Source organism: Dryocola clanedunensis (assembly GCF_038405435.1).
Classification (GTDB): Bacteria; Pseudomonadota; Gammaproteobacteria; order Enterobacterales; family Enterobacteriaceae; genus Dryocola; species Dryocola clanedunensis_A.
In genome coordinates this window covers 438,766-464,914 of sequence record NZ_JBBYHZ010000001.1, presented here as the reverse complement: position 1 = coordinate 464,914, position 26,149 = coordinate 438,766, and the positions used below count along the sequence as shown (strand labels likewise).

The 26,149-nt window shown below is 57.6% G+C and carries 22 protein-coding genes; 12 read left to right on the top strand and 10 right to left on the bottom strand.

All coding sequences use genetic code 11. The annotated features are described in order from the left end of the window. Positions 1-113 precede the first annotated feature (113 nt). Entirely contained in the window at positions 114-1,214 is a 1,101-nt protein-coding gene (gene lptF / locus AAE045_RS02090; RefSeq protein WP_455546270.1) for an LPS export ABC transporter permease LptF, read from the top strand. Beyond that, positions 1,214-2,293, top strand: a complete 1,080-nt coding sequence (gene lptG, locus AAE045_RS02085; protein ID WP_455546269.1) for an LPS export ABC transporter permease LptG — start codon at positions 1,214-1,216, stop codon at positions 2,291-2,293. Before lptF ends, lptG begins: the two co-directional genes overlap by 1 nt. Before the next feature lie 67 nt (positions 2,294-2,360). On the opposite strand, the gene lsrK is transcribed toward lptG, so the two are convergent. Both lsrK and lsrR read right to left on the bottom strand, forming a co-directional pair. Further along, on the bottom strand, positions 2,361-3,935 hold the full coding sequence (lsrK, locus tag AAE045_RS02080) for an autoinducer-2 kinase (RefSeq protein WP_455546268.1): 1,575 nt from the start codon (positions 3,933-3,935) through the stop codon (positions 2,361-2,363). Positions 3,936-3,975: 40 nt separating this feature from the next. Continuing rightward, entirely contained in the window at positions 3,976-4,944 is a 969-nt protein-coding gene (gene lsrR, locus AAE045_RS02075; RefSeq protein ID WP_455546267.1) for a transcriptional regulator LsrR, read from the bottom strand. A gap of 222 nt (positions 4,945-5,166) precedes the next feature. On the opposite strand from lsrR, the gene lsrA reads away from it, so the two are divergent. From lsrA to AAE045_RS02040, 7 genes are all read left to right on the top strand, one after another. Further along, positions 5,167-6,657: an autoinducer 2 ABC transporter ATP-binding protein LsrA gene (gene lsrA / locus AAE045_RS02070; RefSeq protein ID WP_455546577.1), complete on the top strand. Its 1,491-nt coding sequence runs from the start codon at positions 5,167-5,169 to the stop codon at positions 6,655-6,657. Further along, entirely contained in the window at positions 6,654-7,685 is a 1,032-nt protein-coding gene (gene lsrC, locus AAE045_RS02065) for an autoinducer 2 ABC transporter permease LsrC (protein WP_202304170.1), read from the top strand. Before lsrA ends, lsrC begins: the two co-directional genes overlap by 4 nt. Continuing rightward, entirely contained in the window at positions 7,686-8,690 is a 1,005-nt protein-coding gene (lsrD, locus tag AAE045_RS02060) for an autoinducer 2 ABC transporter permease LsrD (RefSeq protein WP_455546266.1), read from the top strand. Position 8,691: 1 nt separating this feature from the next. Then, complete coding sequence (lsrB, locus tag AAE045_RS02055) at positions 8,692-9,711, top strand: autoinducer 2 ABC transporter substrate-binding protein LsrB (protein ID WP_455546265.1); 1,020 nt, start codon at positions 8,692-8,694, stop codon at positions 9,709-9,711. Between the two features lie 11 nt (positions 9,712-9,722). After that, complete coding sequence (gene lsrF / locus AAE045_RS02050; protein WP_455546264.1) at positions 9,723-10,613, top strand: 3-hydroxy-5-phosphonooxypentane-2,4-dione thiolase; 891 nt, start codon at positions 9,723-9,725, stop codon at positions 10,611-10,613. Beyond that, entirely contained in the window at positions 10,610-10,903 is a 294-nt protein-coding gene (gene lsrG / locus AAE045_RS02045) for a (4S)-4-hydroxy-5-phosphonooxypentane-2,3-dione isomerase (RefSeq protein WP_455546263.1), read from the top strand. Before lsrF ends, lsrG begins: the two co-directional genes overlap by 4 nt. Positions 10,904-10,991: 88 nt before the next feature. Beyond that, positions 10,992-12,092: a glycosyltransferase family 9 protein gene (locus AAE045_RS02040; RefSeq protein ID WP_455546262.1), complete on the top strand. Its 1,101-nt coding sequence runs from the start codon at positions 10,992-10,994 to the stop codon at positions 12,090-12,092. Between the two features lie 45 nt (positions 12,093-12,137). Here the strand turns inward: AAE045_RS02040 and ygjG are convergent, their stop codons facing one another. The 7 genes from ygjG to proP form a co-directional block, all read right to left on the bottom strand. Beyond that, entirely contained in the window at positions 12,138-13,535 is a 1,398-nt protein-coding gene (gene ygjG / locus AAE045_RS02035) for a putrescine aminotransferase (RefSeq protein WP_455546261.1), read from the bottom strand. Positions 13,536-13,770: 235 nt separating this feature from the next. Further along, positions 13,771-14,481 (bottom strand): ABC transporter ATP-binding protein, encoded by a 711-nt coding sequence (locus AAE045_RS02030; RefSeq protein WP_455546260.1) that lies wholly within the window; start codon positions 14,479-14,481, stop codon positions 13,771-13,773. After that, entirely contained in the window at positions 14,468-15,304 is an 837-nt protein-coding gene (locus AAE045_RS02025) for an ABC transporter ATP-binding protein (RefSeq protein WP_455546259.1), read from the bottom strand. Before AAE045_RS02025 ends, AAE045_RS02030 begins: the two co-directional genes overlap by 14 nt. After that, positions 15,297-16,130: an ABC transporter permease gene (locus AAE045_RS02020; protein WP_455546258.1), complete on the bottom strand. Its 834-nt coding sequence runs from the start codon at positions 16,128-16,130 to the stop codon at positions 15,297-15,299. Before AAE045_RS02020 ends, AAE045_RS02025 begins: the two co-directional genes overlap by 8 nt. Continuing rightward, positions 16,130-17,158 carry an ABC transporter permease gene (locus AAE045_RS02015; protein WP_455546257.1) on the bottom strand — a complete coding sequence of 343 codons (1,029 nt, stop codon included), beginning with the start codon at positions 17,156-17,158 and terminating at the stop codon, positions 16,130-16,132. Before AAE045_RS02015 ends, AAE045_RS02020 begins: the two co-directional genes overlap by 1 nt. Before the next feature lie 129 nt (positions 17,159-17,287). Next, positions 17,288-18,856 (bottom strand): ABC transporter substrate-binding protein, encoded by a 1,569-nt coding sequence (locus tag AAE045_RS02010; protein WP_455546256.1) that lies wholly within the window; start codon positions 18,854-18,856, stop codon positions 17,288-17,290. 189 nt (positions 18,857-19,045) lie between these two features. Further along, positions 19,046-20,551, bottom strand: coding sequence for a glycine betaine/L-proline transporter ProP (proP, locus tag AAE045_RS02005; RefSeq protein ID WP_202304181.1), 1,506 nt, complete (start codon positions 20,549-20,551; stop codon positions 19,046-19,048). A gap of 344 nt (positions 20,552-20,895) precedes the next feature. Between proP and AAE045_RS02000 the strand changes: the two genes are divergently transcribed. Beyond that, positions 20,896-21,927: an NADP-dependent oxidoreductase gene (locus tag AAE045_RS02000; RefSeq protein WP_455546255.1), complete on the top strand. Its 1,032-nt coding sequence runs from the start codon at positions 20,896-20,898 to the stop codon at positions 21,925-21,927. A 51-nt stretch (positions 21,928-21,978) separates the two neighbouring features. Here AAE045_RS02000 and AAE045_RS01995 read toward each other — a convergent pair whose 3' ends face one another. After that, positions 21,979-22,995, bottom strand: a complete 1,017-nt coding sequence (locus tag AAE045_RS01995) for a LacI family DNA-binding transcriptional regulator (RefSeq protein WP_455546254.1) — start codon at positions 22,993-22,995, stop codon at positions 21,979-21,981. Between the two features lie 209 nt (positions 22,996-23,204). Between AAE045_RS01995 and ascF the strand changes: the two genes are divergently transcribed. Then, positions 23,205-24,653, top strand: a complete 1,449-nt coding sequence (ascF, locus tag AAE045_RS01990; RefSeq protein ID WP_455546253.1) for a PTS cellobiose/arbutin/salicin transporter subunit IIBC — start codon at positions 23,205-23,207, stop codon at positions 24,651-24,653. Between the two features lie 18 nt (positions 24,654-24,671). Beyond that, positions 24,672-26,102, top strand: coding sequence for a 6-phospho-beta-glucosidase (locus AAE045_RS01985; protein ID WP_455546252.1), 1,431 nt, complete (start codon positions 24,672-24,674; stop codon positions 26,100-26,102). The last annotated feature ends 47 nt before the right edge of the window (positions 26,103-26,149 follow it).

The window sequence follows — 26,149 nt, the reverse complement described above, 5'->3', positions numbered from 1 at the left end:
CGGGCTGTTTAATCTTAGCGATGTTTTCGACGACTCAAGAGAATAAATGACGTATAAGCGATGAAACAAGCGATTTTCCTGCAAAAAGACTCGTTTTCACAGGCGTACTTAATGTGATTATCATAAGATATCTGGTTCGGGAGACGCTCAAGAGCCAACTGGCGATCCTCTTTATCCTGCTGCTGATCTTCTTTTGTCAGAAGCTGGTCAGGATCCTCGGTGCGGCCGTTGACGGCGATATCCCGACAAACCTCGTTCTTTCCTTATTAGGCTTAGGTGTGCCCGAAATGGCGCAGCTAATTCTGCCTCTGAGCCTGTTTTTAGGGCTATTGATGACGCTCGGCAAGCTCTATACCGAAAGCGAAATCACGGTAATGCATGCCTGTGGTCTGAGTAAAGCCGTGCTGGTCAAAGCCGCGATGATCCTCGCACTCTTTACGGGCGTGGTGGCGGCGGTCAACGTCATGTGGCTGGGGCCCTGGTCTTCTCTGCACCAGGATGAAGTGCTGGCGGAAGCCAAAGCGAACCCCGGCATGGCGGCGCTGGCCCAGGGCCAGTTCCAGCAGGCGACGGACGGCAACTCCGTGCTGTTTATCGAAAGCGTTGCGGGCTCCAGTTTTAAAGAGGTGTTCCTCGCCCAGCTACGTCCTAAGGGCAACGCACGTCCTTCAGTGGTAGTGGCTGATTCCGGCCATCTCTCCCAGCGCCCGGACGGTTCTCAGGTTGTGACGCTCAATACCGGTACCCGCTTTGAAGGGACCGCGCTGCTGCGTGATTTCCGCATTACCGACTTTAAAGACTATCAGGCGATCGTCGGCCATCAGGCCGTTGCGCTGGACCCGGACGATGCCAGCCAGATGGACATGAAAACGCTGTGGCAGTCTGACAAGCCGAACGCCCGCGCCGAGCTGCACTGGCGCATCACGCTGGTGCTGACCGTGTTTATCATGGCGCTGATGGTCGTTCCGCTCAGCGTAGTTAACCCGCGCCAGGGCCGCGTGCTGTCGATGCTGCCCGCCATGCTGCTGTATCTGGTGTTTTTCCTGTTGCAGACGTCGCTAAAGTCGAATGCCGTGAAGGGTAAAATCGACCCGTTCATCTGGATGTGGCTGGTGAACCTGATCTACTTCGTCATCGCCGTTGTGCTGAACATCTGGGATACGGTCCCGATGCGCAAACTGCGTGCGGGCTTCGGTAAAAAGGGAGCGGCATAATGTTTGGCGTACTCGACCGTTACATCGGTAAAACCATTTTCACCACCATCATGATGACGCTTTTCATGCTGGTGTCGCTGTCCGGCATCATCAAGTTTGTCGATCAGCTCAAGAAGGCGGGGCAGGGAGCTTATTCCGCCTTAGGCGCAGGCGTCTATACCCTGCTCAGCGTGCCGAAAGATATTCAGATCTTCTTCCCGATGGCGGCCCTGTTGGGCGCGCTGCTGGGGCTGGGGATGCTGGCACAGCGCAGCGAGCTGGTGGTCATGCAGGCTTCCGGCTTCACACGCATGCAGATAGCACTCTCGGTGATGAAAACCGCTATTCCGCTGGTGCTGCTGACCATGGCGATTGGCGAATGGGTCGCCCCGCAGGGTGAGCAGATGGCCCGTAACTATCGCGCGCAGCAGATGTACGGCGGTTCATTGCTGACAACCCAGCAGGGGCTGTGGGCGAAAGACGGTAAAAACTTTGTCTACATCGAACGCGTAAAGGGCGACAACGAGCTGGCGGGTATCAGCATTTACGGCTTTAACGACCAGCGCCGCCTGCAAAACGTGCGCTATGCCGCCTCCGCGAAGTACGATTCGGAGCACAAGGTCTGGCGCCTGTCGCAGGTGAATGAATCCAACCTGACGGATCCAAAGCAGATAACAGGCTCCCAGACGCTGAGCGGCGAATGGAAAACCAACCTCACGCCGGACAAGCTGGGCGTAGTAGCGCTGGATCCCGACGCGCTGTCGATAAGCGGCCTGCATAATTACGTGAAGTATCTTAAGTCGAGCGGGCAGGATGCCGGGCGTTACCAGCTGAACATGTGGAGCAAAATTTTTGCCCCGCTGTCGGTAGCGGTGATGATGCTGATGGCGCTGTCGTTTATCTTCGGGCCGCTGCGAAGCGTGCCGATGGGCGTGCGAGTGGTGACGGGCATCAGCTTTGGCTTCGTGTTCTACGTTCTCGATCAGATCTTCGGGCCGCTTAGCCTGGTGTACAACATCCCGCCAATCCTTGGCGCGCTGCTGCCAAGCGCCAGCTTCTTCCTGCTCAGCCTCTGGCTGATGATGAAGCGCTCGGGCTGATTGCGTCGGATGACGCTGCGCTTATCCGACCTACGGTAGGGCAGGTAAGCGGCAGCGTCATTCACCTTTATTTTTTCCTGTCTAATCCCGGAGCCTGCCACATCGACGTAGTTAATCCGCTATCTACCAGCGTTAACTGGTCGGCGTAGACCTTAATCCACTTCCTTTTCATCTCGTCATACAGCTCACGGTGCGCCACGTTCGGCGTGAACTCCCGCTGCCATTTCACCAGCCGTTCGCCGGTTTCGGCCATATCGTTAAACAGCCCGGCCCCTACGCCCGCCGCAATCGCGCAGCCTAACGCCGTCGCTTCTTTTACTACAGGAACGCGCACCGGCAACCCGGTTACATCGCTTAAAATCTGGCTCCACAGCGCACCTTTCGAGCCGCCGCCCGCAAAGACCAGCGATTCAAACGCCACCCCTGAGAAGCCAGAAATCTGTTCAAGATTGCAGGCCGACACAATCGCGGCGTTCTCCTCCAGCGCGCGGAACAGCGTCGCTTTATTGCATTTTTCCGGGTCGATAGAGAGGTTAATAAACGACGGCGCGGCGTGGTACCACTGTTTGAAGTGCATCGCGTCAGAGAAAATCGGCATCACGCCGTGGGAGCCTGCGGGCACGCGGGCCGCCATATCCTCAAGCAGCGCGTAGGTATCCACGCCCAGCCTTTCTGCCAGCAGCTTTTCCTCGGCGCAGAAGGCGTCCCGGAACCAGCGCATCGTCAGGCCGGTAAAGAAGCTGATGGATTCCGCCTGCACCATATTGCTGATGACGTGCGGGTTCACGCGGATGTTCATCTCCGGATCGGTCTTAATCGCCGGAAGATTGACGACCTGCTGCCAGAACGTTCCTCCCAGCACCGCCGTCTGCCCGGCGCGCACTACGCCAAGCCCCAGGCAGCCAAGCTGAACGTCGCCGCCGCCCATCACTACCGGCGTGCCGGGCAGAAGCCCGCTAAGCTGCGCCGCCTCCTGCGTTACGCCGCCCAGTACGCTGCCCGTTTCCTTAACCGGCGAGAGGATATCCGCCCGCAGCCCGGCCATGTCCAGCAGCGCGGGCCGCCAGTCGCGGGTCGCCAGATCCAGCATGCCGGTGGTGCCCGCGTTGGAAGGGTCTACCGCCAGCTCGCCGGAAAGCTTCGCCGCCAGCCAGTCGCTGATCATCGTGATGGTTGCCGCTTTGCGGTAGATGTCCGGCCGGTGGTGCGCAAGCCACAGCAGGCGTGGCATGGCGCTCAGCGCCAGCGTCTGGCCGGAGACGTGATACACCTCGGATTCAAACTGATAGTCATGAATTTCTTTGAGTTCGGCGACTTCACGGCTGGCCCGGGCATCGACGTTGGCGCAGGCCCAGATAGGATCGCCGTTGCGGTCGTAAAGCACGATGCCTTCGCGCATCGAACAGCAGGCGAGGGCGCTGATGGCCCCCGGCGGCAGGTGGGCTTTTTGCAGCGCTTCCCGGATGCAGCGGCAGGCGAGCAGCCAGTTCGTTTCAAGGTCGAACTCCATCGAGCCGGGGACATCGGCAACGCTCAGGTGCTTCCATTCGGCCTGGCCGACGGCAATCTGGTGGCCCGACGTATCAAAGATAACGGCCCGGATGCTTCCCGTTCCGGCGTCTAACGCAAGTAGGTAACTCATCGCCATTCCTCATGTGAGCGCGGCTGGCGACGAGCCGGTGTCAGCCCGCCAGTGCCAGTACCGCCCGCGCGGTCTCTTCTTCCGTCACCAGGCCGTTGATACGCTGGCCTTTCAGCGCGGCATAAATGGCTTCCGCCTTGTAGAGGCCGCCCGCCACGCCAACGATAGTCGGCAGGTGCGAGAGGTCATCCAGCGTCACGCCCAGTAACTCTCGGTGGATTTCCAGCCCTTCCACCAGTTCGCCGTCCGCCTGCAGGAAATAGCCCAGGATATCGCCCACCGCCCCTTTTCGGGCGTACATCAGCTGCTCTCCTTCGCTGATATAACCGGAGCGCAGAATCGTGGCATCGCGCTTCTGATTGATAGCACCGATGCCGACAACCGCCACCTCAGCCGCCGTCGCGGCGAGGATCACATCCCGCACGCTCGACTCCATTCTTAATATTTCTGCCACCTGGGGTGACGACACGCGCAGGGGGGCGGGGATCATGCTCACGCTACAGGCCGCATCGAGCTGGCCGATACCGGTCATATACGGCCCGACGCCGCCGGAAAGCGTGACCAGGCGGATCTGCTGCGAGCCGATAAAGCCGCTAAGGTGCTGCAAACAGCTCATGGTGGCCTCGCCGAAGCCGACCGCCAGCATCTGCCCCTGCTCCAGCACGCCCATCAGCGACTGCGCAGCGCCGATCCCCAGACGCGTATTCATCGCCGGGGTGTTCAGCGCGGGCAGCACCCGGGCGATCTTCAGGCCGAACCGCTGCTGTAATTCTGTTTCCAGCGCCAGGCAACCCTCGAAGCGCGAGTTGATCTGCACGCGGATCACCCCGCACTGGCGGCCTTTTTCCAGCAGCCGGGAAATCTTCAGGCGCGGCAGACCAAGCCGCTCGCCGATATCGTTCTGCGTCAGTCCGTCGTGGTAGTAGGACCAGGCCACCCTGGCGAGGAGCTCCTCTTCTGCCATCGGCAGCCCGGCAAGACGTCCTTCTTCTGCTCGTTTATCGCTCATAGGTGAACTCTTATTCAAATTTAGATCATATGTTCGAAGTTGCCGGGGGCGAAAATGTGAAGCGCACGGCAAAAAGATCATTTAGTGATGCAGACGTTTTAGCCGATCTATTTAAAAAATTTGTGATCGCTGCCCGGTTGTAAACATATATCGGCGTCTACGCTTTTGAACATTATTAACGTGATTTCTCTTTTGTTCAATTGTGGAGTGAAGATGCCTGATATCTCCCCCGTGCTGGAAGCCTGCCGTATCAGCAAGCAGTTTTCCGGCGTGAGCGTCCTGAAAGATATTGATTTTGCTCTTTATGCCGGGCAGGTCCACGCTTTGCTTGGCGGCAACGGGGCGGGGAAATCGACGTTAATGAAGATAATCGCAGGCGTTGAAACGCCGGATCGCGGTGAACTGAAAATTAATGGCAGGCAGTTTGCGCGCTTAACGCCGGGGCAGGCCCATGAGCTGGGCATCTATCTGGTGCCGCAGGAGCCAATGCTCTTCCCAAACCTTACCGTGCGCGAAAATATCCTTTTTCGTCTGCCCCGCAGTACTGACCAGGAAAACCGGCTGCGGGAAAAAATGCGGCAGCTTGAATGCCAGATCCCGCTACACGCCACGGCCAGCACGCTGGAAGTTGCGGATCAGCAGATGGTGGAGATCCTGCGTGGGCTGATGCGCGAGGCGAAGATCCTGATCCTCGATGAGCCGACGGCTTCCCTGACGCCTGGCGAAACCGAGCGGCTGTTCCGCCAGATCCGCGCGTTGCAGGATCTGGGCGTCGGCATCGTTTTTATCTCCCACAAGCTGCCGGAGATCCGCAGGCTCGCCAGCCACATTTCGGTGATGCGCGACGGGGCGGTGGTGCTGCATGGCGAGACTTCCCGGCTGCTGGACGAGCAGCTGATCAATGCGATGACGCCGGTTAACCGGCAGCACACGCTTAGCGAAACGCAAAAGCTTTGGCTGGCGCTGCCGGGCAATCGCCGCACCGAGCCGCAGGACTTTCCCGTCATGCGGGTAGAAGAGCTGACCGGGGAAGGCTTTATCGATCTGAATTTTGAATTGTATGCCGGTGAGATCGTGGGCCTTGCCGGATTAGTGGGATCGGGACGAACCGAACTGGCCGAGACGCTTTACGGATTAAGACCGGTACGCGGCGGACGGATCTATCTCGAAAACCGGGAAATCAGCGGCGATCGTACAAAATCGCGCCTCGATCGCGGCCTCATCTATCTGCCGGAAGATCGCCAGGTTTCCGGCCTTTTCCTCGATGCGCCGATCCGCTGGAACACCGTAGCGCTGAACGACCCCAGCCTGTGGCAGCAGAGCAAACGTGAGGCGGCGGTGGTGGAGCGGTATCACCGCGCGCTGGGCATCAAGCTGAATAACGCCGAGCAAACCGTACGCACGCTTTCCGGCGGCAACCAGCAAAAAGTCCTGCTGGCGCGCTGTCTGGAAGCAAACCCTTTACTGCTGATCGTCGATGAACCAACGCGCGGCGTGGACGTGGCGGCGCGGGCCGATATCTACCAGCTGATTAAAAGCGTGGCGGCGCAAAACGTGGCGGTGCTGATGATCTCAAGCGATCTGGACGAGTTTATCGGGCTGGCGGACCGGGTGCTGATCATGCATCAGGGGGCGATGAACGGCGAGCTGCACAAGTCCGCCATCAGTGTCGATCGCATGATGAGCATGGCGTTTGGCGGAGGTCACGCATGAGAAAGCTGCTAAAAAACCGGGAGCTGAGCGCGCTGCTCGCCATTCTGGCGCTGTTCGCCGTACTGGTGGGGCTGAACCATAGCTACTTCAGCCTGCAAACCCTAAGCATGATTTTCACCAGCTCGCAGATCCTGATCCTGCTTGCCGTCGGCGCTTCAATGGTGATGCTGACGCGCAATATCGATGTTTCCGTTGGCTCGACGGTAGGCCTGTGCGCCATCGCGGTCGGCATGGCGTTAAACGGCGGCTATAGCCTTCCCGTGGCGATGCTGTTCGCCCTGGCGGTTGGCGCTGCGGCGGGCTTCTTCAACGGCGTGCTGGTGGTCTGGCTGCGTATTCCGGCCATTGTCGCCACGCTTGGCACGCTCGGGCTTTATCGCGGCGGGATGTTGCTGTGGACGGGCGGTAAGTGGATTGAAGGATTGCCCGCGAGCCTGAAATCCCTTTCAGAACCGCTGGCGTTCGGCGTATCGCCGCTGGGGCTTGTCGTACTTGGATTGGCGGCGGTGGCGGCGTGGATGCTGGCGAGAACGGCATTCGGACGCGATTTCTACGCCGTCGGCGATAACCTTGCCGCCGCCCGTCAGCTTGGCGTGGCGGTTAACCGGACCCGCCTTCTGGCCTTTACCTTCAACGGCATGCTCGCCGCTATCGCCGGGATTATCTTCGCTTCGCAGATTGGCTTTGTGCCCAACCAGACGGGCAGCGGGCTGGAGATGAAGGCCATCGCCGCCTGCGTGCTGGGCGGCATCTCCCTGCTCGGCGGAACGGGCACGGTAATCGGCGCGTTTCTGGGCGCTTTTTTCCTCACGCAGATCGACACCGTGCTGGTGCTGTTTAAGCTCCCGGCCTGGTGGAATGATTTTATCGCCGGCCTGGTCCTGCTCGGCGTGCTGGTGCTGGATGGGCGGCTGCGTCAGGCGCTGGCTCGTCACCAGCGGGCGCAGAAATACAGCCGTTTTGTTCCCCCGTTGCCGGGGGCGAAAAACGTCAAACCCTTCCCCCGTAAAAAGAAGGACGTGGCCTGAATGAGCAAGCTGAAACTCAACTGGGAAGTCGCGCTGCTGCTGATTCTGGTGGCGGAGATCCTGCTGTTTGGCGCGATAAACCCGCGCATGCTGGATATCAACACGCTGCTGTTCAGCACCAGCGATTTTATCTGCATTGGCATAGTCGCGCTGCCGCTGACCTTAGTGATTATCAGCGGCGGCATTGATATCTCGCTGGGGTCGACGATTGGCCTGTGTGCTATTGCGCTGGGCGTGATGTTACAGGCTGGCCTGCCCATCTCCCTGGCGGTGATCCTCACCCTTGCCGTTGGCCTGCTGTGCGGCCTGTTTAACGCCGCGCTTATTCACTATACCGGTATCAGCCCGCTGGTTATCACGCTCGGCACGCTCTATCTGTACGGCGGCGGGGCGCTGCTGCTCTCCGGCATGGCCGGGGCGACGGGCTATGAGGGCATTGGCGGCTTCCCGGATGCCTTTACTGACTTCGCCAATCTCACGCTGTTCGGCCTGCCCGTCCCGCTGGTGATGTTTGCCGTCATCACGCTGCTGTTCTGGCTGATAACGCATCGCGCCCGCTTTGGCCGCCACATCTTCCTGATTGGCCAGAATCCGCGAGCGGCGAGATATGCGGCGCTGCCGGTGAACGGTTCGCTGTATGCCGTATACGGCATGGTGGGCCTCGCGTCGGCGATTGCGGCGGTTGTGCTGGTCTCCTATTTCGGATCGGCGCGTTCGGATCTGGGGCGCGATTTACTGATGCCCGCGCTGACCGCCGCGGTGCTGGGCGGCGCGAATATCTACGGCGGCTCCGGTTCCATTCTGGGTACCGCACTAGCCGCGCTGCTGGTGGGGTATCTGCAACAGGGTTTACAGATGGCGGGGGTCCCTAATCAGGTATCGAGCGCGCTGTCCGGTGCGCTGCTGATTGTGGTGGTCATTGGTCGTTCGGTGAGTCTACACCGTGAATACTTACAGGCGACCTGGCGTCGCCTGCGCGGCAGCAGAAAACTAACGGGAGTTTGATATGAAGCAGACAGCAAAACGCGTACTTCAGCTCAGCGCGCTGGCTCTGGCGTTTGGGGCCGCTACCGCCCAGGCCGCGGATCGTATTGCCTTTATCCCTAAGCTTGTCGGGGTTGGTTTCTTCACCAGCGGCGGCAACGGCGCGATGCAGGCCGGGAAAGATCTGGGCGTACCGGTAACCTACGACGGGCCGACCGAGCCGAGCGTTTCAGGCCAGGTGCAGCTCATCAACAACTTCGTCAACCAGGGGTATAGCGCGATTATCGTTTCGGCGGTATCGCCTGACGGCCTGTGCCCCGCCCTTAAGCGCGCCATGCAGCGCGGCGTAAAAGTGCTGACGTGGGATTCAGACACCAAACCGGAATGCCGCAGCATCTACATCAACCAGGGCACGCCGCAGCAGCTGGGCGGCATGCTGGTGGAGATGGCGGAAAAACAGGTGACTAAGCCTGCCGCTAAAGTCGCGTTTTTCTACTCCAGCCCGACGGTGACCGACCAGAACCAGTGGGTGAAAGAGGCGAAGGCGAAGATCGCCAAAGAGCATCCGCAGTGGGAAATCGTCACTACCCAGTTTGGCTATAACGACGCCACTAAATCCCTGCAAACCGCCGAGGGGATCTTAAAAGCCTACCCGGATCTGGATGCGATCATCGCGCCGGATGCCAACGCTTTGCCTGCCGCCGCTCAGGCTGCTGAAAACCTGAAGCGCAGCAACGTAGCGATAGTTGGCTTCAGCACGCCAAACGTCATGCGCCCTTACGTTGAGCGCGGCACGGTGAAAGCCTTCGGCCTGTGGGATGTCGTTCAGCAAGGTGAAATTGCGGTCAACGTCGCAAATACCATGATCAAAAAGGGCGATCTTAACGTCGGCGACAGCGTGGACGTGGCGAAAATCGGCAGGCTGAAAGTCGAGCCAAACAGCGTGCAGGGCTACCAGTATGAAGCTAAAGGCAACGGCATCGTGCTGCTGCCGGAGCGCGTGGTATTCACCAAAGAGAACATCGGCAAATACGACTTCTGAGGGAGGAACAAATGGCAGATTTAGACGATATCAGAGAAGGCAAGGATTACGGCATTGGCCGCCCGCAAGAGAATAAAGCCTTCTACCTGAAGGGCAGCGGCGCGCTGGACTGGGGAATGCAGTCGCGGCTGGCCCGCATCTTCAACCCCGACACCGGACGCACCGTGATGCTGGCCTTCGACCACGGCTATTTCCAGGGGCCGACCACCGGCCTTGAGCGCATCGACTTATCCATCGCGCCTCTGTTCGAAGAAACCGATGTATTGATGTGTACCCGGGGTATTTTGCGCAGCGTTGTGCCGCCAGCCACCAATAAACCCGTTGTACTGCGCGCATCAGGGGGGAATTCAATTCTGAGCGAGCTGTCCCGTGAAAGCGTGGCGGTGACGATGGAGGACGCGCTGCGTCTGAACGCCTGCGCAGTGGCGGCACAGATTTATATCGGCAGCGAATATGAGCACCAGTCTATCAACAACATCATCAGGCTGGTGGACGAGGGGACGCGCTACGGTATCCCCACGCTTGCTGTTACGGGCGTTGGCAAGGAGATGGCGAGAGACGCCCGCTATTTCTCGCTCGCCAGCCGCATCGCCGCCGAAATAGGCGCGCAGTTTGTGAAAACCTATTTTGTTGAGGAAGGCTTTGAAAAGGTGGCGGCGAGCTGTCCGGTGCCGATCGTCATCGCCGGAGGCAAAAAGCTGCCGGAGCAGGAGGCGCTGGAGATGTGCTTCCGTGCGATAGACCAGGGGGCGTCCGGCGTGGATATGGGGCGGAATATCTTCCAGTCAGAAGCCCCGCTGGCCATGCTCAAAGCGGTGAAGAAAGTGGTGCATGAGAATATGTCATCCCGCGAGGCTTACCAGTTCTGGCTGGATGAAAAACATCAGGGAGATAAGGCATGAACGTGACGCTGGTGGAAATCAATATCAAACCCGAACGCGTGGATGAGTTTCTGGAGGTGTTCCGCGCCAACCACGAAGGCTCGATCAAAGAGCCGGGTAACCTGCGCTTCGACGTTTTGCAGGACCCGGAGGTGGCAACGCGGTTCTTTATCTACGAGGCCTACCAGAACGACGAGGCGGTACTGGCACACAAGAAAACCCCGCACTACCTCGACTGCGTGGAGAAGCTGGACGACATGATGTCCGAACCACGCAAGAAGCGGAGCTTTGTGGGGTTATTGCCGGGGTGATGCGGATGTGTGCATTCTAAATACTCTGTAGTGATTCCTGACAGATAGTCTAGTAAACTCCCCTTCTGCCGTGGCGTGAGGGGAAATAATGTCTTTTTCAGCATTTCGTATGAAAATATTAGGTTATGTGCTTAGCTTATTTAAGCGCATCAATTATAATAAAAACGATGCTTTCATCAACGAGATTGCTTTCAAACGAATCTTAATTATCTCTAATAAGCTGCTGGGGGATTTTTTGTTTTGTACTCCAGCGATTCGCTCATTGCGAGACCGCTATCCGGACGCGAAGATTGTAGCGGTAATTAATCCGAAAAATAAAGGTCTTATTGGTAAGAGTCATTTTATTGATGATGTGGTTTACATGGATAACAAAACTTCTGATATTTTTAAAGCATATTGGAAGATAAAAAACTTTCAACCGGAAATTGCCATCATATTCCATTCTCGAACTCCATATGACATCATGTTGGCAGTTTTTTCTGGGTGCAGGTATATAGTGAAGCATTATTTTAATAATGATGTAAAAAAGCTGTTTTCTCTGTGTGATGACTATGTGCTCGACGTTGATAAACCACCAGTTATAAATAACTTGTCTCTCGTGGAAAAACTCGGTTGTGAAATTACAGGTAGCAAAATGTTTTTTCCGGCTGAGATAAAAGCACCACAAAAGAACGAACATGTTTTAAGGGTGGGGTATCAACTTGGTGCCTCAAAGCCTAATCGCTACTTACCTGTTAATAGTATTACCGAGCTAACTAAAAAGATAAAAGACATTTTTCCTTTATGTGAATTTTATTTGTTTGGCGCACCTACGGAAACATCTTTAGGGGAAGCTTTTCTATCAGGTCTGGAGCCCAGTATCCATAAAGATGTTGTTAACCATATAGGGAAAACAACTTTAATTGAGCTGGCAAATGCTGTTAATAATGTAGATGTCTTAGTCACTCCGGATACAGGTACGCTACATATTTCAACTGCGTTAGGGGTTAAAACGGTAAGCTTGTTTGTTTGCAGAAGAAAAAATGGTTGCGAGCCTCAGCAAGACCCTGATTTACATACTGTTATTTATGCATCTGATTTCAATGAATTAGCTTTTGATCGTACACAGTCGAGGCCGCTGGAATATATCAGCGTTGAGGTATTATTTGAAAGTGTAAAGAATGCCATCAATCAGAAGTCGGAGTCTTGAATAAATAAAAATACTCTCAGCATTTATTAATGCTGAGAGTTTCGCTTAACAGATCTTAGCATAGTTAATATTTGCTATTCTGGGACGCATTCCCTCAAGCGCCTTCCTCGCACAGCTAAGCACATGCTCACACTGCTCGGGGGTGATGGTCAGCGGTGGCTCGACCCGAATCGTCTTCGAGTTATTGAGCGTCCCGGCGACCAGCACCTGCTGGCGGAACATTTCGCTGGCAAAGCTATAGCCCGTTTCGTTGTCGCAGAACTCAATGGCTATCAGCAGCCCCTGTCCACGTCCTTCCACCACCTTATCCGGGAACTCGCGGGCGAGGGCCTGGAAGCCATCGACCAGCATCTGGCCTTTCTGCTGTGCCTGAGCGGGAAGGTTCTGCTCAAGCAAAACATGAATGGTGGCGAGGGCCGCCGCGCAGGCCAGCGGATTGCCGCCAAAGGTCGTGGTGTGCAGGAAAGGATTATCAAACAGCACGGAGAAAACTTCTTCTGTCGCAACGGTTGCGCCGATGGGCATGACGCCGCCGCCGAGCGCTTTCGCCAGGCACAGGATATCCGGCTGCACGTTTTCATGCTCGCAGGCGAACATCTTGCCGGTGCGGCCCATGCCGGTCTGCACTTCGTCAAAGATCAGCAGCGCGCCGAACTCATCGCAAAGTTTACGAACCGCAGGCAGATAGCCCGCCGGTGGCAGAATGACGCCGCCTTCGCCCTGGATGGGTTCCAGCATAACGGCTGCCACATCATCACCGGTTTTGCGGCATTCGTGGAGCATGGTGCGCATCGCGTCGATATTGCCAAACGGGACATGACGGAAGCCCGGTAATAGCGGCATAAAAGGTTTGCGGAAGGTCGATTTAGCCGTGGCGGACAGCGCGCCGAGAGATTTACCGTGAAACGCACCGCTGGCGGCGATAAAGGTAAATTTCCCACGTGGCGACTGGTATGCCTTAGCGAGCTTAATGGCCGCTTCAACTGATTCCGTGCCGCTGTTGCTAAAGAAGCTGTATTTCAGTTTACCCGGGGTGAGGGTCGCAAGGGTTTTAGCAAGCATTGCTCGTAAGGGGTCGAGCAGCTCCTGACTGTGCAGGGGTTGTTTTTCAAGCTGATGCTGTACGGCGGATACCACTGTTGGATTACGGTGCCCCACGTTAAAAATACCGAATCCACCCAGGCAATCGAGATACTCCTTACCCTGGGTGTCGAAAAGCGTATTCAGACTGCTCGCCTGCCACTCTACGGCTCCGTAATCCCCGCCGGCGGTTACTGACTTGCGGTACTCAAGAAAACCCGGATTGACGTGCTGCTGGAAACTGTCGATAACCTCTCGGTTTAGCGCCTTCATCTCCTCGTGACTAAGCGACTTCTTTTCGATGATGTTCAGTGCGTGCGCCGTGCAGGCAAGAGCCGAGGCGCTGGAAGGTAACCTGTTCAAAATGTGCTCCTGGGAGTGGCGTATCACGCGATACACATATTGAGTATTGCAGGGAATACGCCACTTCGCCGTCCCTGAGTGAAATCAGGATAAACCACTCAGCGAAACTGGAGGTGCGCAATAATTAATCACGCGGGATTACATTTTGCGCATTTTCCTGCTGGAGGGCGGAGGGGCAAGATAGCGCGAAAACAGGAGCAGGCACCGTGCCGGTGCAACTGCGCCAGAATAGTGCTTAAGCCGCGTCCATTCTATGCTCGCCGCGAACAAGTGCCGCACGATCGTACTCGTGCTGGATAGCGCCACCGGCCATAAAGGCCGCGCGGTCGGACATATGCGCAATGACGTCGGCATCATGGCTCACCAGCAGATAGGTCATGCCGGACTGCTGTTTCAGGCGGTTAAGCAGGTTGAGGATTTCCGCCTGCACGGACATATCCAGCGCCGAAGTCGGTTCATCAAGCAGCAGAATTTTTGGCCGCAGCAGCAGCGCACGGGCAATCGCCACGCGCTGGCGCTGGCCGCCGGAAAGCTGATGCGGATAGCGTTTCGCGGCGTCAGCCGGTAAGCCTACCTGCATCAGCGCCTCTGCGACCCGCTCGGGGATTTGCGCTTCCCGATGAATAGCCAGCGGCTCCGCAAGCGTGCGGTAAATTGTATGGTTGGGATGGAGGGAGGCGTAGGGATCCTGAAAAACCATCTGCACGTTGCGGCGCAGATCGCCCTGAAAGCGCGCGCCGGGCCTGATGTTTTGTTGCAGAAGCCGAATCTCTCCTGACCATTCCCGCTGCAGGCCTGCGAGCACGCGCAGGATTGTTGATTTCCCGCAGCCGGATGCGCCAATCAGGCTGAACGTCTCACCTTCGTTAATCGCAAAGCTGGCCGCGCTGACGGCGGTTTTACCTGCGAACTGCACGTTCAGATTGCTGACCTCAACGATTGCCATGGGCCTCTCCCTGTAAATTCTGATTACGATCCAGCGTGGGCAGCATGGTGCCGTAGGTGGTGGCATCCGGGCGGCAGGTCCACAGCGTGCGGGTATAGGGATGCGTGGCGGTTGCCAGCGCGTTAGCCGCCATCTCATCCACTTTCTGGCCCTGATACATTACCAGCACGCGCTGGCAGTGCTGGGCCACCAGCGGCAGATCGTGGCTTATCAGCAGCATCGCCATTTGTCTTTGTTCGCATTGCTCCACGAGCAGCTCGAGGATCTGGTTGCGCAGGCGGGCGTCCAGCGCCGACGTTGGCTCATCGGCAATCAGTACCTTCGGATTATTCACCAGCGCGATGGCAATCATCACGCGCTGGCCCATGCCGCCGGAAAGCTCCGCCGGGTAGCGGGACAGCACGTTATCCTGCAAACCCACGGCGTGAATAGCTTCGCGAATGCGCTCGCGCCGCTGGGCTGAAGAGAGCTTCTGATGCAGGCTAAGCGCTTCGTCAATCTGCTGCGCAACGTTTTTAACCGGGTTCAGCGCGTAGCGGGGATCCTGAAGCACCATTGCGATGTCGTTGCCACGCAGCTGCTGCCAGCCGCGGTTTTTTATCGTCAGCAGGTCATTGTCGAGCACGCTCAGGCGGTCGGCGCTGACCTTGCCCGGCTTGCGCACCAGGCCCATCAGCGCTCTGGCCGTCATGGATTTGCCCGAGCCGGATTCACCCACCAGCGCCAGACGTTCGTTGCCCAGCGTAAACGACAGGTTGTTCACCACCCGCGCGGCTGGATAGTCGATATTCAGGCCGCTTACTTCAATACGATTTTCAGTCATGGCCCGGCTCCAGCACGTCGCGTAGTCCATCGCCCAGCAGGTTAAACGCCAGGCTGCTAATCAGAATGGCGGTGCCCGGGATTGCCGCAATCCACCACTGGTCGAAAATTACCTGCATGCCGTCGGCGATCATCGCCCCCCATTCCGCCATCGGGGGTCTTGCGCCCAGGCCCAGAAAGCCCAGACCGGCAGCGGCGAGAATAATACCCGCCAGATCCAGCGCCAGACGTACGATGGCGGAAGGCAGGCACAGCGGCAGTATATGGCCCGCCAGCAGCCGCAGGCCGCGAATGCCCATCATTTCGGCGGCGGCCAGATAGTCGCTGTGGCGCAGGCGCTGAATTTCACTGCGCGCCTGACGAGCGTAGGCGGGCCAGGTGGTCAGCGCCAGAGCCAGCGCGCCGTTCACCAGGCCCGGCCCTAGCATGGCCACAAAAGCAAAGGCCAGAATCAGGCGCGGCATCGACATCACGACGTCGGTAAAGCGCATCAGCACCCGCTCCAGCCAGCCGCCGTAATAGCCCGATAAAATACCGATCAGCAGGCCGACGGGCAGGGTAATGACGGTGACCAGCAGCACCAGGCCAAGCGCGGGGCGGGAACCGTAGAGCAGGCGCGACAGCAGGTCTCGCCCGTAGCTGTCCGTACCAAGCCAGTGCTGAGCGTCCGGCGCCTGCAGGCGCGCGGCTGCATCCTGCCAGTTAGGATCGAACGGCGCGAGCAGCGGGGCGAAAAGGGCCGACAGCAGCAGAAGAGAAATAATAATCAGGCCGCACAGAGCGGCGGGCGAGCGCAGCATGCGGCGCAAAAAAAGATAAGACGGCATCAGCGCACCCTCGGATCGGTGACACGCACCAGCACGTCAGTCAGATTGTTGATAATGACGAACGCCACGCCGATCAGCAGCGTGCCGCCCATAATGGCGGTAGTGTCGCCCGCAAACAGCGCGGTGGTCAGATACCGCCCGATGCCCGGCCAGGAGAAGACCGTTTCGGTGAGTACCGCCCCTTCCAGCATGGAGGTATAGGCCAGCGCAATCACCGTAAACAGCGTGCCCCTGATGTTGGGCAGTACGTGACGCACCAGTATTGCCATCTCCCCGGCACCTTTGGCGCGAGCAAGGGTGATGTACTCTTTGTTCATCTCGCTCAGGCAGGCGGTGCGCGTCAGGCGGGTGATGCTGGCAAGGGAGTAATAGGCCAGCAGCAGCACCGGCAGCACAAGGTGATTAATGGCGTTATAGAAGGCGTCGCGGTCGCCGGAAAGCCAGGTATCAATCAGCACGAAGCCGGTTTTCGCCTCCACGCTGTACTGGTAGATATCGTCCAGCCGTCCAGGCCCCGCGCTCCACTGCAGGCGAGCGTAGAACAGCGCCAGCATCAGCAGGCCGAGCCAGAAAATCGGCACCGAGTTGCCCAGCAGCGTGAAGGTGCGAACGGCCAGGTCCCACGGTGAACCGACAAACCGGGCGCAAAGGACGCCAAAGATAACCCCCAGCACGCTGCCGACGATCAGCGCCAGGGTGGCAAGCTCAAGCGTAGCGGGGAAGACGGAAAGCAAGTCCTGTAATACCGGCTGCCCGGTCGCGCTGGCCGTTCCTAAGTCACCGTGAAGGAGCTGGGTGACGTAGTGCCAGAACTGCACGGGAAGGGGCTGGTCCAGACCCAGCTGGTGGCGCACCTGGTCGTAGGTCGCCTGGCTCGCGTGATCGCCCACGATCTGCAAAACGCGGTCAACGGGGGACAGGGCAGAGAGCGCAAAAGCGATCAGCAGCAGGCCAACCAGCGTCAGCGCCAGGGTGAACAGGCCCTGCAACAGGGTCAGCAGCGGGCCGCGGGCTAAAAAGTAGGGCATGAGAAACTCTTGGTTATTGTGTTTGCCCCTCACCCTAACCCTCTCCCCGAAGGGGCGAGGGGACTGGATCGAGTTTGTTTTTCCCCCTCTCCCTTTCAGGGAGAGGGCCGGGGTGAGGGTTAATTCAGCTTATTTGCTCACGCGGTCGTAATAAACCATGTCCGCATTCAGCCCCTGCTGGTAGCCCTTCACGTTATCCCGCACCACAATCTGCGTTTTGCCCTGATCGACAAACACATACGGCGAGCTGTGCTGCAGCTCTTCCTGCATTTTCTTGTACAGGTCCAGGCGCTTAGCCGGGTCGGCTTCGGCTACCGCCGCCAGGGTTTGCTTGTTCAGCTCCGGGGTCTGCCAGCCGTTGAGGCCCGCCACGGTACTTGCTTTGCCGTCGTTAAACGCGAAGGCGCTGGCGTTCGAATGCGCGTCGAAGTAGTCGGGGATCCACAGGCGAATAGCGGCCTGGTGCTGCTTAGCCCGCACGCGGGCGTAGACCTGGCTTCCCGCCGCGGGCAGCAGATCCACCTTCACGCCGCCCTGGGCGAAGCTCGCCTGCATGGACTGGGCGATGGTGATGAACGGCGCTTTGTTCTCCACGTCCAGCGTAAAGTGGGCGTCTTTAATGCCCGCTTTGGCGAGGATTTCTTTTGCTTTCGCCGGATCGAATTTGAACGGGTTGTTGTCCAGCGCGCCGGCAAAGCCGACCGGCAGGAAGCTCTGGTGGATGAAATACTGGCCTTTGAGCAGATCTTTGGTGATGCCCTGGTAGTCAACCAGGTAGCGAGCCGCTTCCCACAGCGCCGGGTTCTTCAGCAGCGGGTTAGCATTGTTGCCCACGTTGAACACCATGTAGTTCTGTTCGGCAGAGGGAATGCTCAGCACTTTCACGCCAGGTTTACCTTCCAGCGCGCTGGTCTGATCCGCACCCAGATCGCGGGCGATATCCGCGTCACCCTGCTGAATCAGCAGGCGGCGGGCCGCCGGGTCAGGCACGTTTTTAATAATGATGTTTTTAACTTTTGGCGCATCGCCGGGGGACGTCGGGTTGGCGTCCAGCACGATGGCCTGATGCGGCTGGTAAACGCGCATCTTAAACGGGCCGCTGCCCGCGGAGTGCATCTTCAGCCACTCGTTGCCAAAATCACCGGCTTTGACGTTGGGCGCGACGGCCTTTTCATCGACGATGGAGGCGATTGGCGTGGAGAGAATATTCAGCGCCACCGCCGGGCTGACGTCCGCCGTCCAGTGCAGCTCAAGGGTGTGGTCATCCACTTTTTTCAGCTGCCCTGCGATGTTGTCCGGCTGCCAGCCAAGCACGTTGAGGATAAACGCCGGCGACTTGTTCAGGGTGACCGCGCGGGTATAAGAGAAAATGACATCTTCCGGGCGCAGCGGGTTGCCGGAGGAAAACTTCGCATCCGGACGCAGCTTAATAGTAAGTTTTTTGTTGGCCGCGTCGCCCTGCCAGCTTTCGGCCAGGACGGGATTCACCTTTGCCGGATCATCCCGGTCAGCCTGTACCAGGCGCTGGTAAAGGCTCGGTACGGTCTGAATGCTGGACAGCTCGTTGGCTTCGGCGGGGTCGAGGCTGACGATATCATCCAGCCCCTGGGCAACGATTAAGGTATTCGGTGGCGTAGCGGCGAAGGCGCTGGCGGACAAGGCTGCCAGCAGCAGTAACGGAAGCGCTTTTTTTTGCATGATGCACCCTGCGTAACGGAAGAATTATTATGGTTTTTTATTCTGCAACGCGAATACGTTAGGGGAGTTGGCGCTATTCACAAAGTCCAAATACGACTTTGCTTATAAGTATACGATATATCCAATGCGCTTCTGGAATGAAAAACGCCGGGCGATGGCCCGGCGCTGGTAGCGTTGCGTTTAGCGAGATTACTCGTTAATGCGCGGGTGCTGATCGACCAGATTGGTACGCTTAGCCTGAAGCTCTTCGATTTCACGATCGATATCTTCGATTTTCTGCTCGATATTATCGTGGTGCTCCTGAACGATTTCGCGCGCCTCTGCAATGTCGGAGGCAGCAGGCGTTGCCCCTTTCAGCGGCTTGTTAGCGGTCTCTTTCATGGTCAGACCGGTAACCAGACCGATGACGGCAATCACCATCAGGTAGTACGCCGGCATCATCAGATTCTCGGTGTACTCCACGAGCCACGCGGCGAGCGTCGGCGTCAGACCCGCAACCAGCACGGAGATGTTAAAGGCGCTGGCCAGCGCGCTGTAGCGAATGTGCGTCGGGAACATGGCCGGTAAGGTTGAAGCCATGACGCCGATAAAGCAGTTGAGGATCACCGCCAGCAGCAGCAGGCCCGCGAAAATCAGCCCCAGCACGTTGCTGTTGATCATGATGAACGCCGGAATGGAGCACAGCAGCAGCAGCACGCTACCAATCAGGATAAACGGACGGCGGCCATAGCGGTCGCTCAGCAGGCCAATCATCGGCTGTACGAACAGCATGCCGATCATAATCGCGATAATAATCAGTACGCCGTGCTCTTCCGAATAGTGCAGGTTGTGGGAGAGGTAGCTCGGCATATAGGTGAGCAGCATGTAGTAGGTCACGTTAGTGGAGATAACGATCCCGATACAGGTCAGCAGGGCGCGCCAGTGTTTGGTCGCAATCTCTTTAAACGAGACTTTCGGGCCTTCGGCGAGGCCTTCTTTATCGCCCTGCTCAAGCTTCTCGATGTGCTGCTGGAACGCAGGAGTTTCTTCCAGCGCATGACGCAGATAGAGACCAATGATCCCAAGCGGCAGCGCCAGGAAGAACGGCAGACGCCAGCCCCATTCAAGGAAGTTCGCCTCACCCACAATGGCGGTAATCAGTACCACCACGCCCGCGCCGCAGACGAACCCGGCAATAGAGCCGAAGTCCAGCCAGCTGCCCATAAAGCCGCGTTTACGGTCCGGGGAGTACTCTGCAACGAAGATGGATGCGCCGGTGTACTCACCGCCGACCGAGAAGCCCTGGGCCATTTTCGCAAGCAGCAACAGGATTGGCGCCCAGATACCGATCGTGGCATACGACGGAATAAGACCAATACAGAAGGTGCTCAGCGACATGATGATGATGGTGATCGACAGGATTTTCTGACGACCGTACTTATCGCCGAGCATACCGAAGAACAGGCCACCCAGCGGGCGGATCAGGAACGGCACGGAAAACGTACCGAGTGCGGCAATCATCTGTACGCTAGGGCTGGCGTCCGGGAAGAACACCTTACCGAGCGCGTAGGCCACAAAGCCATACACACCGAAATCGAACCACTCCATCGCATTACCCAGAGAGGCTGCGGTGATGGCTTTTTTAAGTCGCGCGTCATCGATGATGGTGACGTCGCTGACCTTAATAGGTCTGACTTTCTTTTTCCTTTTTAACATTATTATCCTCTTTATTTTCCTTGCGGGAGCAACAGGGTCTCCCTCACTAAGTAGTGTAGTGGGCCATGCGTTAAACGATGGCGAAAACAGCATCACTTAGTTACTCAATGAAAAAGTATTTAATAACCTAATGAAATTATTAAAAATACGGGATGCACCTCCCGCATTATAAGGATTATGGTTAAGTTTAAAAGTGTGATGTGGATCATGTTTAATCGTCTGCGAATGTTTCCGCAGCGTCGCTCAGCGCCCTCAGAATCTAATCCCGCACGTTTTTCCTGCCCCCGCTCCCCGTTTTTGACTAGTCTGGACAGACTGAACAAACGCAGATCGTGGAGATTATTATGGCCCAGACTTCCCAGACTAACCGCCGCTTCGTGCTGGCAAAACGCCCGCAGGGCATGCCGACCAGCGAAGATATCGTCCTGCAGGAAGATAAAATTCCGCAGCCTGCGAAGGGCCAGCTGCTGCTGCGCACCCTCTATCTGTCCCTCGACCCATACATGCGCGGCCGCATGGATGACGCCGAGTCCTACTCTGCGCCGCTGCAAATCGGTGACGTAATGTGCGGCGGCACCGTCTGCCGCGTTGAGCAGTCCGAACATGCCGATTACCAGCAGGGCGACCTGGTGCTGGCCTATACCGGCTGGCAGGACTACGCGCTTTCCGACGGCGAGGGCCTGCAGAAGCTTGATGCCGACATGGATCACCCGTCCTATGCGCTGGGCCTGTTAGGCATGCCGGGCTTCACGGGCTATATGGGGCTGACCGACATCGGCAACCCGCAGCCGGGCGAAACGGTGGTTGTCGCCGCCGCCAGCGGCGCGGTGGGGTCGGTGGTCGGCCAGGTTGCTAAACTGCGCGGTGCGCGGATCGTGGGGATAGCGGGCGGAGCGGACAAGTGCCGTTACGTCACCGAAACGCTGAAGTTCGACGCCTGCATCGACCACAAGGCGCCGGATTTTGCGGAACAGCTGAAAAAGGCCTGCCCGGAGGGCGTTGACGTCTATTTCGAAAACGTCGGCGGGGCCGTCTTTGACGCGGTACTGCCTTTGTTTAACACCTCCGCCCGCGTGCCGGTCTGCGGCGTAATCAGCCAGTACAACGGGCAGAACAGCGCCTTCACCGAGGACCGTCTGCCGCTGCTGATGGGCACCATCCTCAAAAAGCGCATGCGCGTGCAGGGATTTATTATTTCGATGGATTACGGCGACCGTTATCCGGAGTTCTTTAAGCAGATGAGCCAGTGGCTTGGGGAAGGTAAAATCCAGTTCCGCGAAGATATCGTCGACGGCCTGGAAAACGCCGTTGAGGCGTTCCGCGGCCTGCTGGTGGGTAAAAACTTCGGCAAGCTGATCGTTAAGGTTGCCGAGTAGCACAACCCCGGTTCGTAGGTCGGATAAGCGCAGCGTCATCCGACAAATAAGCTATCGGATATGCGGCCCGTCCCCGACGGAATCCCGCACCAGCAGCTCCGAAGTAAAGACGTTGTCCCGCGATAAATAACCGCCGTCCAGCATGGAGATCAGGCGGTTAATCACTTCCCCCATCATGTCGCTGACCGGATCTTTCACGCTGGCCAGCGACGGGCTGAGGAACGGCGCGGTGGGGATGTCATCGAAGCCAATCACCGAGACGTCTTCCGGTACCGATACTCCGCGCTCATTAAGCTTCTTCATGGCGCCAACGGCCATATCGTCATTGCTGGCGACTATCGCGCTGAAGGAAAAACCGCTGCCCAGCAGCAGCTCTGCTGCGGCAAAGCCGCTGGCTGGCGTCCATTTTCCTGGCGCGACCAGCCTTTCATTAAGCGCGATCCCCGCCGCAGATAACGCCTCTTTATAGCCGGAAAAACGTTCGATGGCGGTTGGCGAGTCCATCGACCCGGTGATAAACGCAATATCCCGGTGCCCGCGTGCAATCAGCTGCGTCGTCGCCTTAAAGCTTGCGCCTTTGTGGTCGCAGCAGATGCAGTGGCTTTGGTGTTTTCTGAGCTTGCGGTTTACCACCATGATCGGCTGCTTGTGCTGTTCGATGATCTCGTCCATGGCGTCGGTGCTCAGGAAGCGCGGATAGATAATTATCGCATCGCACTGTAAATCCAGCAGAAACTCTATCGCCTCGCGCTCTTCATCGGCGCTGTGTTTGCCGTCCATCAGGATAAGCTGGCGGCCATTGTCTTCTAACTTTTTTGCCGCCTGGGAGAGGATTTCGCTGAAGTAGCTGCCGTTATACAGCGTGTTGGTGACCACCAGGCCGATGCACTGCGAAGTGTTGGTGGCCAGGTTTCTTGCCAGCAGGTTAGGGCGATAGCCAGTTTCTTTAATTGCCTGATAAACAAGCTCTTTTGTGGCTTCGCCCACGTAGCCCTTCCCGGACAGCACCCGTGAGACGGTGGCTTTTGAAACGCCTGCTTTTTTTGCCACTTCCAGCATTGTCGACATAATTTTTCCCGCCCCTGATGAGTGCGCTCATTCTACACATTTCGGGGCGAAGAATAAGCGCAAACCAGGCGTTACCTCGGCGTAAAAAGACGTTTTTTACCGATCCTCATCACAAAAAAAGAAGCGTAAAAAACTTTTAGTTGATCTGATTTGAAGATGTAAACACTCTTGTGTGGAACCGGTTACCTACACCCTGAGAACTGTTAAACATGTCTAAGAATTATGCGGCAGTATCCCAATCGATAGTCAGTGCCCTTGGCGGAGCGGGCAATATCGCCGCCGTCACGCACTGCATGACGCGCCTGCGCTTTGTCCTCAACGATGATGCCGCGGTAGACGCGGGTAAGCTGAAATCCATCAGCGGCGTGCTGGGCGTGGTAAGAAGCGAGAACCAGTGCCAGGTGATTATCGGTAACACGGTTTCACAGGCCTATGCCGAAGTGCAGAAGCTGCTGCCGGGCGGCGCGGGCGGGACATCAGACGTTGCCCCGGTAAAACAGAAGATCACCCTGAAGCGCATTGGCGCGGGCATTCTGGATGCGCTGATCGGCACCATGTCACCGCTGATCCCGGCAATCATCGGCGGGTCAATGGTCAAGCTGCTGGCGATGATCCTGGATATGACCGGCGTCTTTGAGAAAGGCTCTTCGACGCTGGTTATCCTCAACGTTATCGGCGACGGGGCGTTCTTCTTCCTGCCGGTGATGGTGGCGGCCTCCGCCGCGGTGAAATTCAAAACCAACATGTCGCTGGCGATTGCTATTGCCGGGGTGCTGGTACACCCGAACTTCGTTGACCTGATGGCGAAGGCGGCACAGGGCCAGCCTGTTGAATTTATGGGGCTTTCCGTCACGGCGGTGAAATATACCTACACGGTAATTCCCGCGCTGTGCATGACCTGGCTGCTCTCTTACATTGAACGCTGGGTGGATAAAATCACTCCTGCGGTGACAAAAAACTTCCTCAAGCCGATGCTGATCGTGCTGATAGCTGCACCCATTGCCATCATGCTCATCGGCCCGCTGGGTATCTGGATCGGTACCGGGATCTCTTCGCTGGTCTACACCGTGCATAGTTACCTGGGCTGGCTGTCCGTGGCCATTATGGGCGGGCTGTGGCCGCTGCTGGTGATGACCGGCATGCACCGCGTGTTCACCCCGACCATTATCCAGACCATTGCGGAAACGGGCAAAGAGGGCATGGTAATGCCGTCGGAAATTGGCGCGAACCTGTCGCTTGGCGGCTCTTCCCTTGCGGTGGCATGGAAAACGAAAAACCCGGAGCTGCGCCAGACAGCGCTTGCAGCGGCGGCCTCCGCCATTGTGGCAGGTATTTCAGAGCCCGCGCTGTACGGCGTGGCCGTGCGTCTGAAGCGCCCGCTCATCGCGGCGCTAATCAGCGGCTTTGTCTGCGGCGGCGTGGCCGGCGTGGCGGGGCTTGCCAGCCACTCGATGGCCTCCCCGGGGCTGTTTACCAGCGTACAGTTCTTTGACCCGGCCAACCCGATGACCATCGTCTGGGTGTTTGGCGTCATGGCCCTTGCGGTGGTGCTGTCGTTCGTTCTGACGCTGGTGCTCGGCTTTGAAGATATCCCGGTTGAAGAGCCAAAAGAACAGGCGCCCGTTGCCAGCCCGCAGCGGGCCGTACAGGTTAATTAAAGAAACAGGAGCTATTTCATGGCTGAGTCCATTTTCCCGGCAGACTTTTTATGGGGCGGCGCTATCGCCGCCAACCAGGCCGAAGGCGCGTATCTTGAAGGCGGCAAGGGCATTACCACGGTAGATATGATCCCGCACGGTAAAGACCGTATGGCCGTTAAGCTGGGCGTGGAGAAACGCTTTGCGCTGCGCGATGACGAATTTTACCCAAGCCACGGGGCGATAGATTTCTATCATCGCTACAAAGAAGATATCGCGCTGATGGCGGAGATGGGCTTCACCGTGTTCCGCACCTCCATCGCCTGGAGCCGTATTTTCCCGAACGGCGACGAACAGCAGCCGAACGCTGCGGGCATCGCCTTCTACCGCGACCTGTTCAGCGAGTGCAAAAAGCACGGCATTGAGCCGCTGGTGACGCTGTGCCATTTCGACGTGCCGATGCATCTGGTGCGCGAATACGGTTCCTGGCGCAGCCGTAAAATGGTCGATTTCTTCACGCATTATGCCCGCACCTGTTTCGAAGCCTTCGACGGGCTGGTGAAATACTGGCTGACCTTTAACGAGATCAACATCATGCTGCACAGCCCGTTCTCCGGCGCGGGGCTGGTGTTTGAAAAAGACGATAACAAAGAGCAGGTGAAGTATCAGGCCGCGCACCACGAGCTGGTGGCGAGCGCGCTGGCAACCAAAATCGCCCATGAGGTGAACCCGGAAAACCAGGTCGGCTGCATGCTGGCGGGCGGGAATTTTTATCCGTACTCCTGCAAGCCGGAAGACGTCTGGGCGGCGCTGGAAAAAGATCGCGAAAACCTGTTCTTTATCGACGTGCAGGCGCGCGGGGCTTATCCTTCCTACGCCAGACGACTGTTCAAAGAGAAGGGCATCGTGGTTGAAATGGAGCCGGGCGACAGCGAAATCCTCAAGGATACCGTCGATTTTGTCTCCTTCAGCTACTACGCCTCCCGCTGCGCGTCTGCCGACATGAACGACAACAACAGCAACGCGGCGAACATCGTCAAGTCCCTGAAAAACCCGTACATCGAGGCAAGCGAGTGGGGCTGGGGCATCGATCCGCTGGGCCTGCGCATCACCATGAACATGATGTACGACCGCTACCAGAAGCCGCTGTTCCTGGTGGAAAACGGCCTGGGCGCGAAAGATGTCGTCAACGAGCAGGGCGAAATCAACGACGACTACCGCATCAGCTACCTGCGAGAACACATCAAAGCGATGGGCGAAGCGATAGAAGACGGCATCCCGGTGATGGGCTACACCTCCTGGGGCTGCATCGATCTGGTGTCGGCCTCGACCGGCGAGATGAGCAAGCGCTACGGCTTCGTCTACGTTGACCGCGACGACCAGGGCAACGGCACGCTCGCCCGCACCCGCAAGAAATCGTTCCACTGGTATAAGAAGGTCATCGCCAGCAACGGGATGGATCTGGATTAAGCGTTAAATAATTTGTTCCTCTCGCCTGAAGGTGAGGGGAACATTTA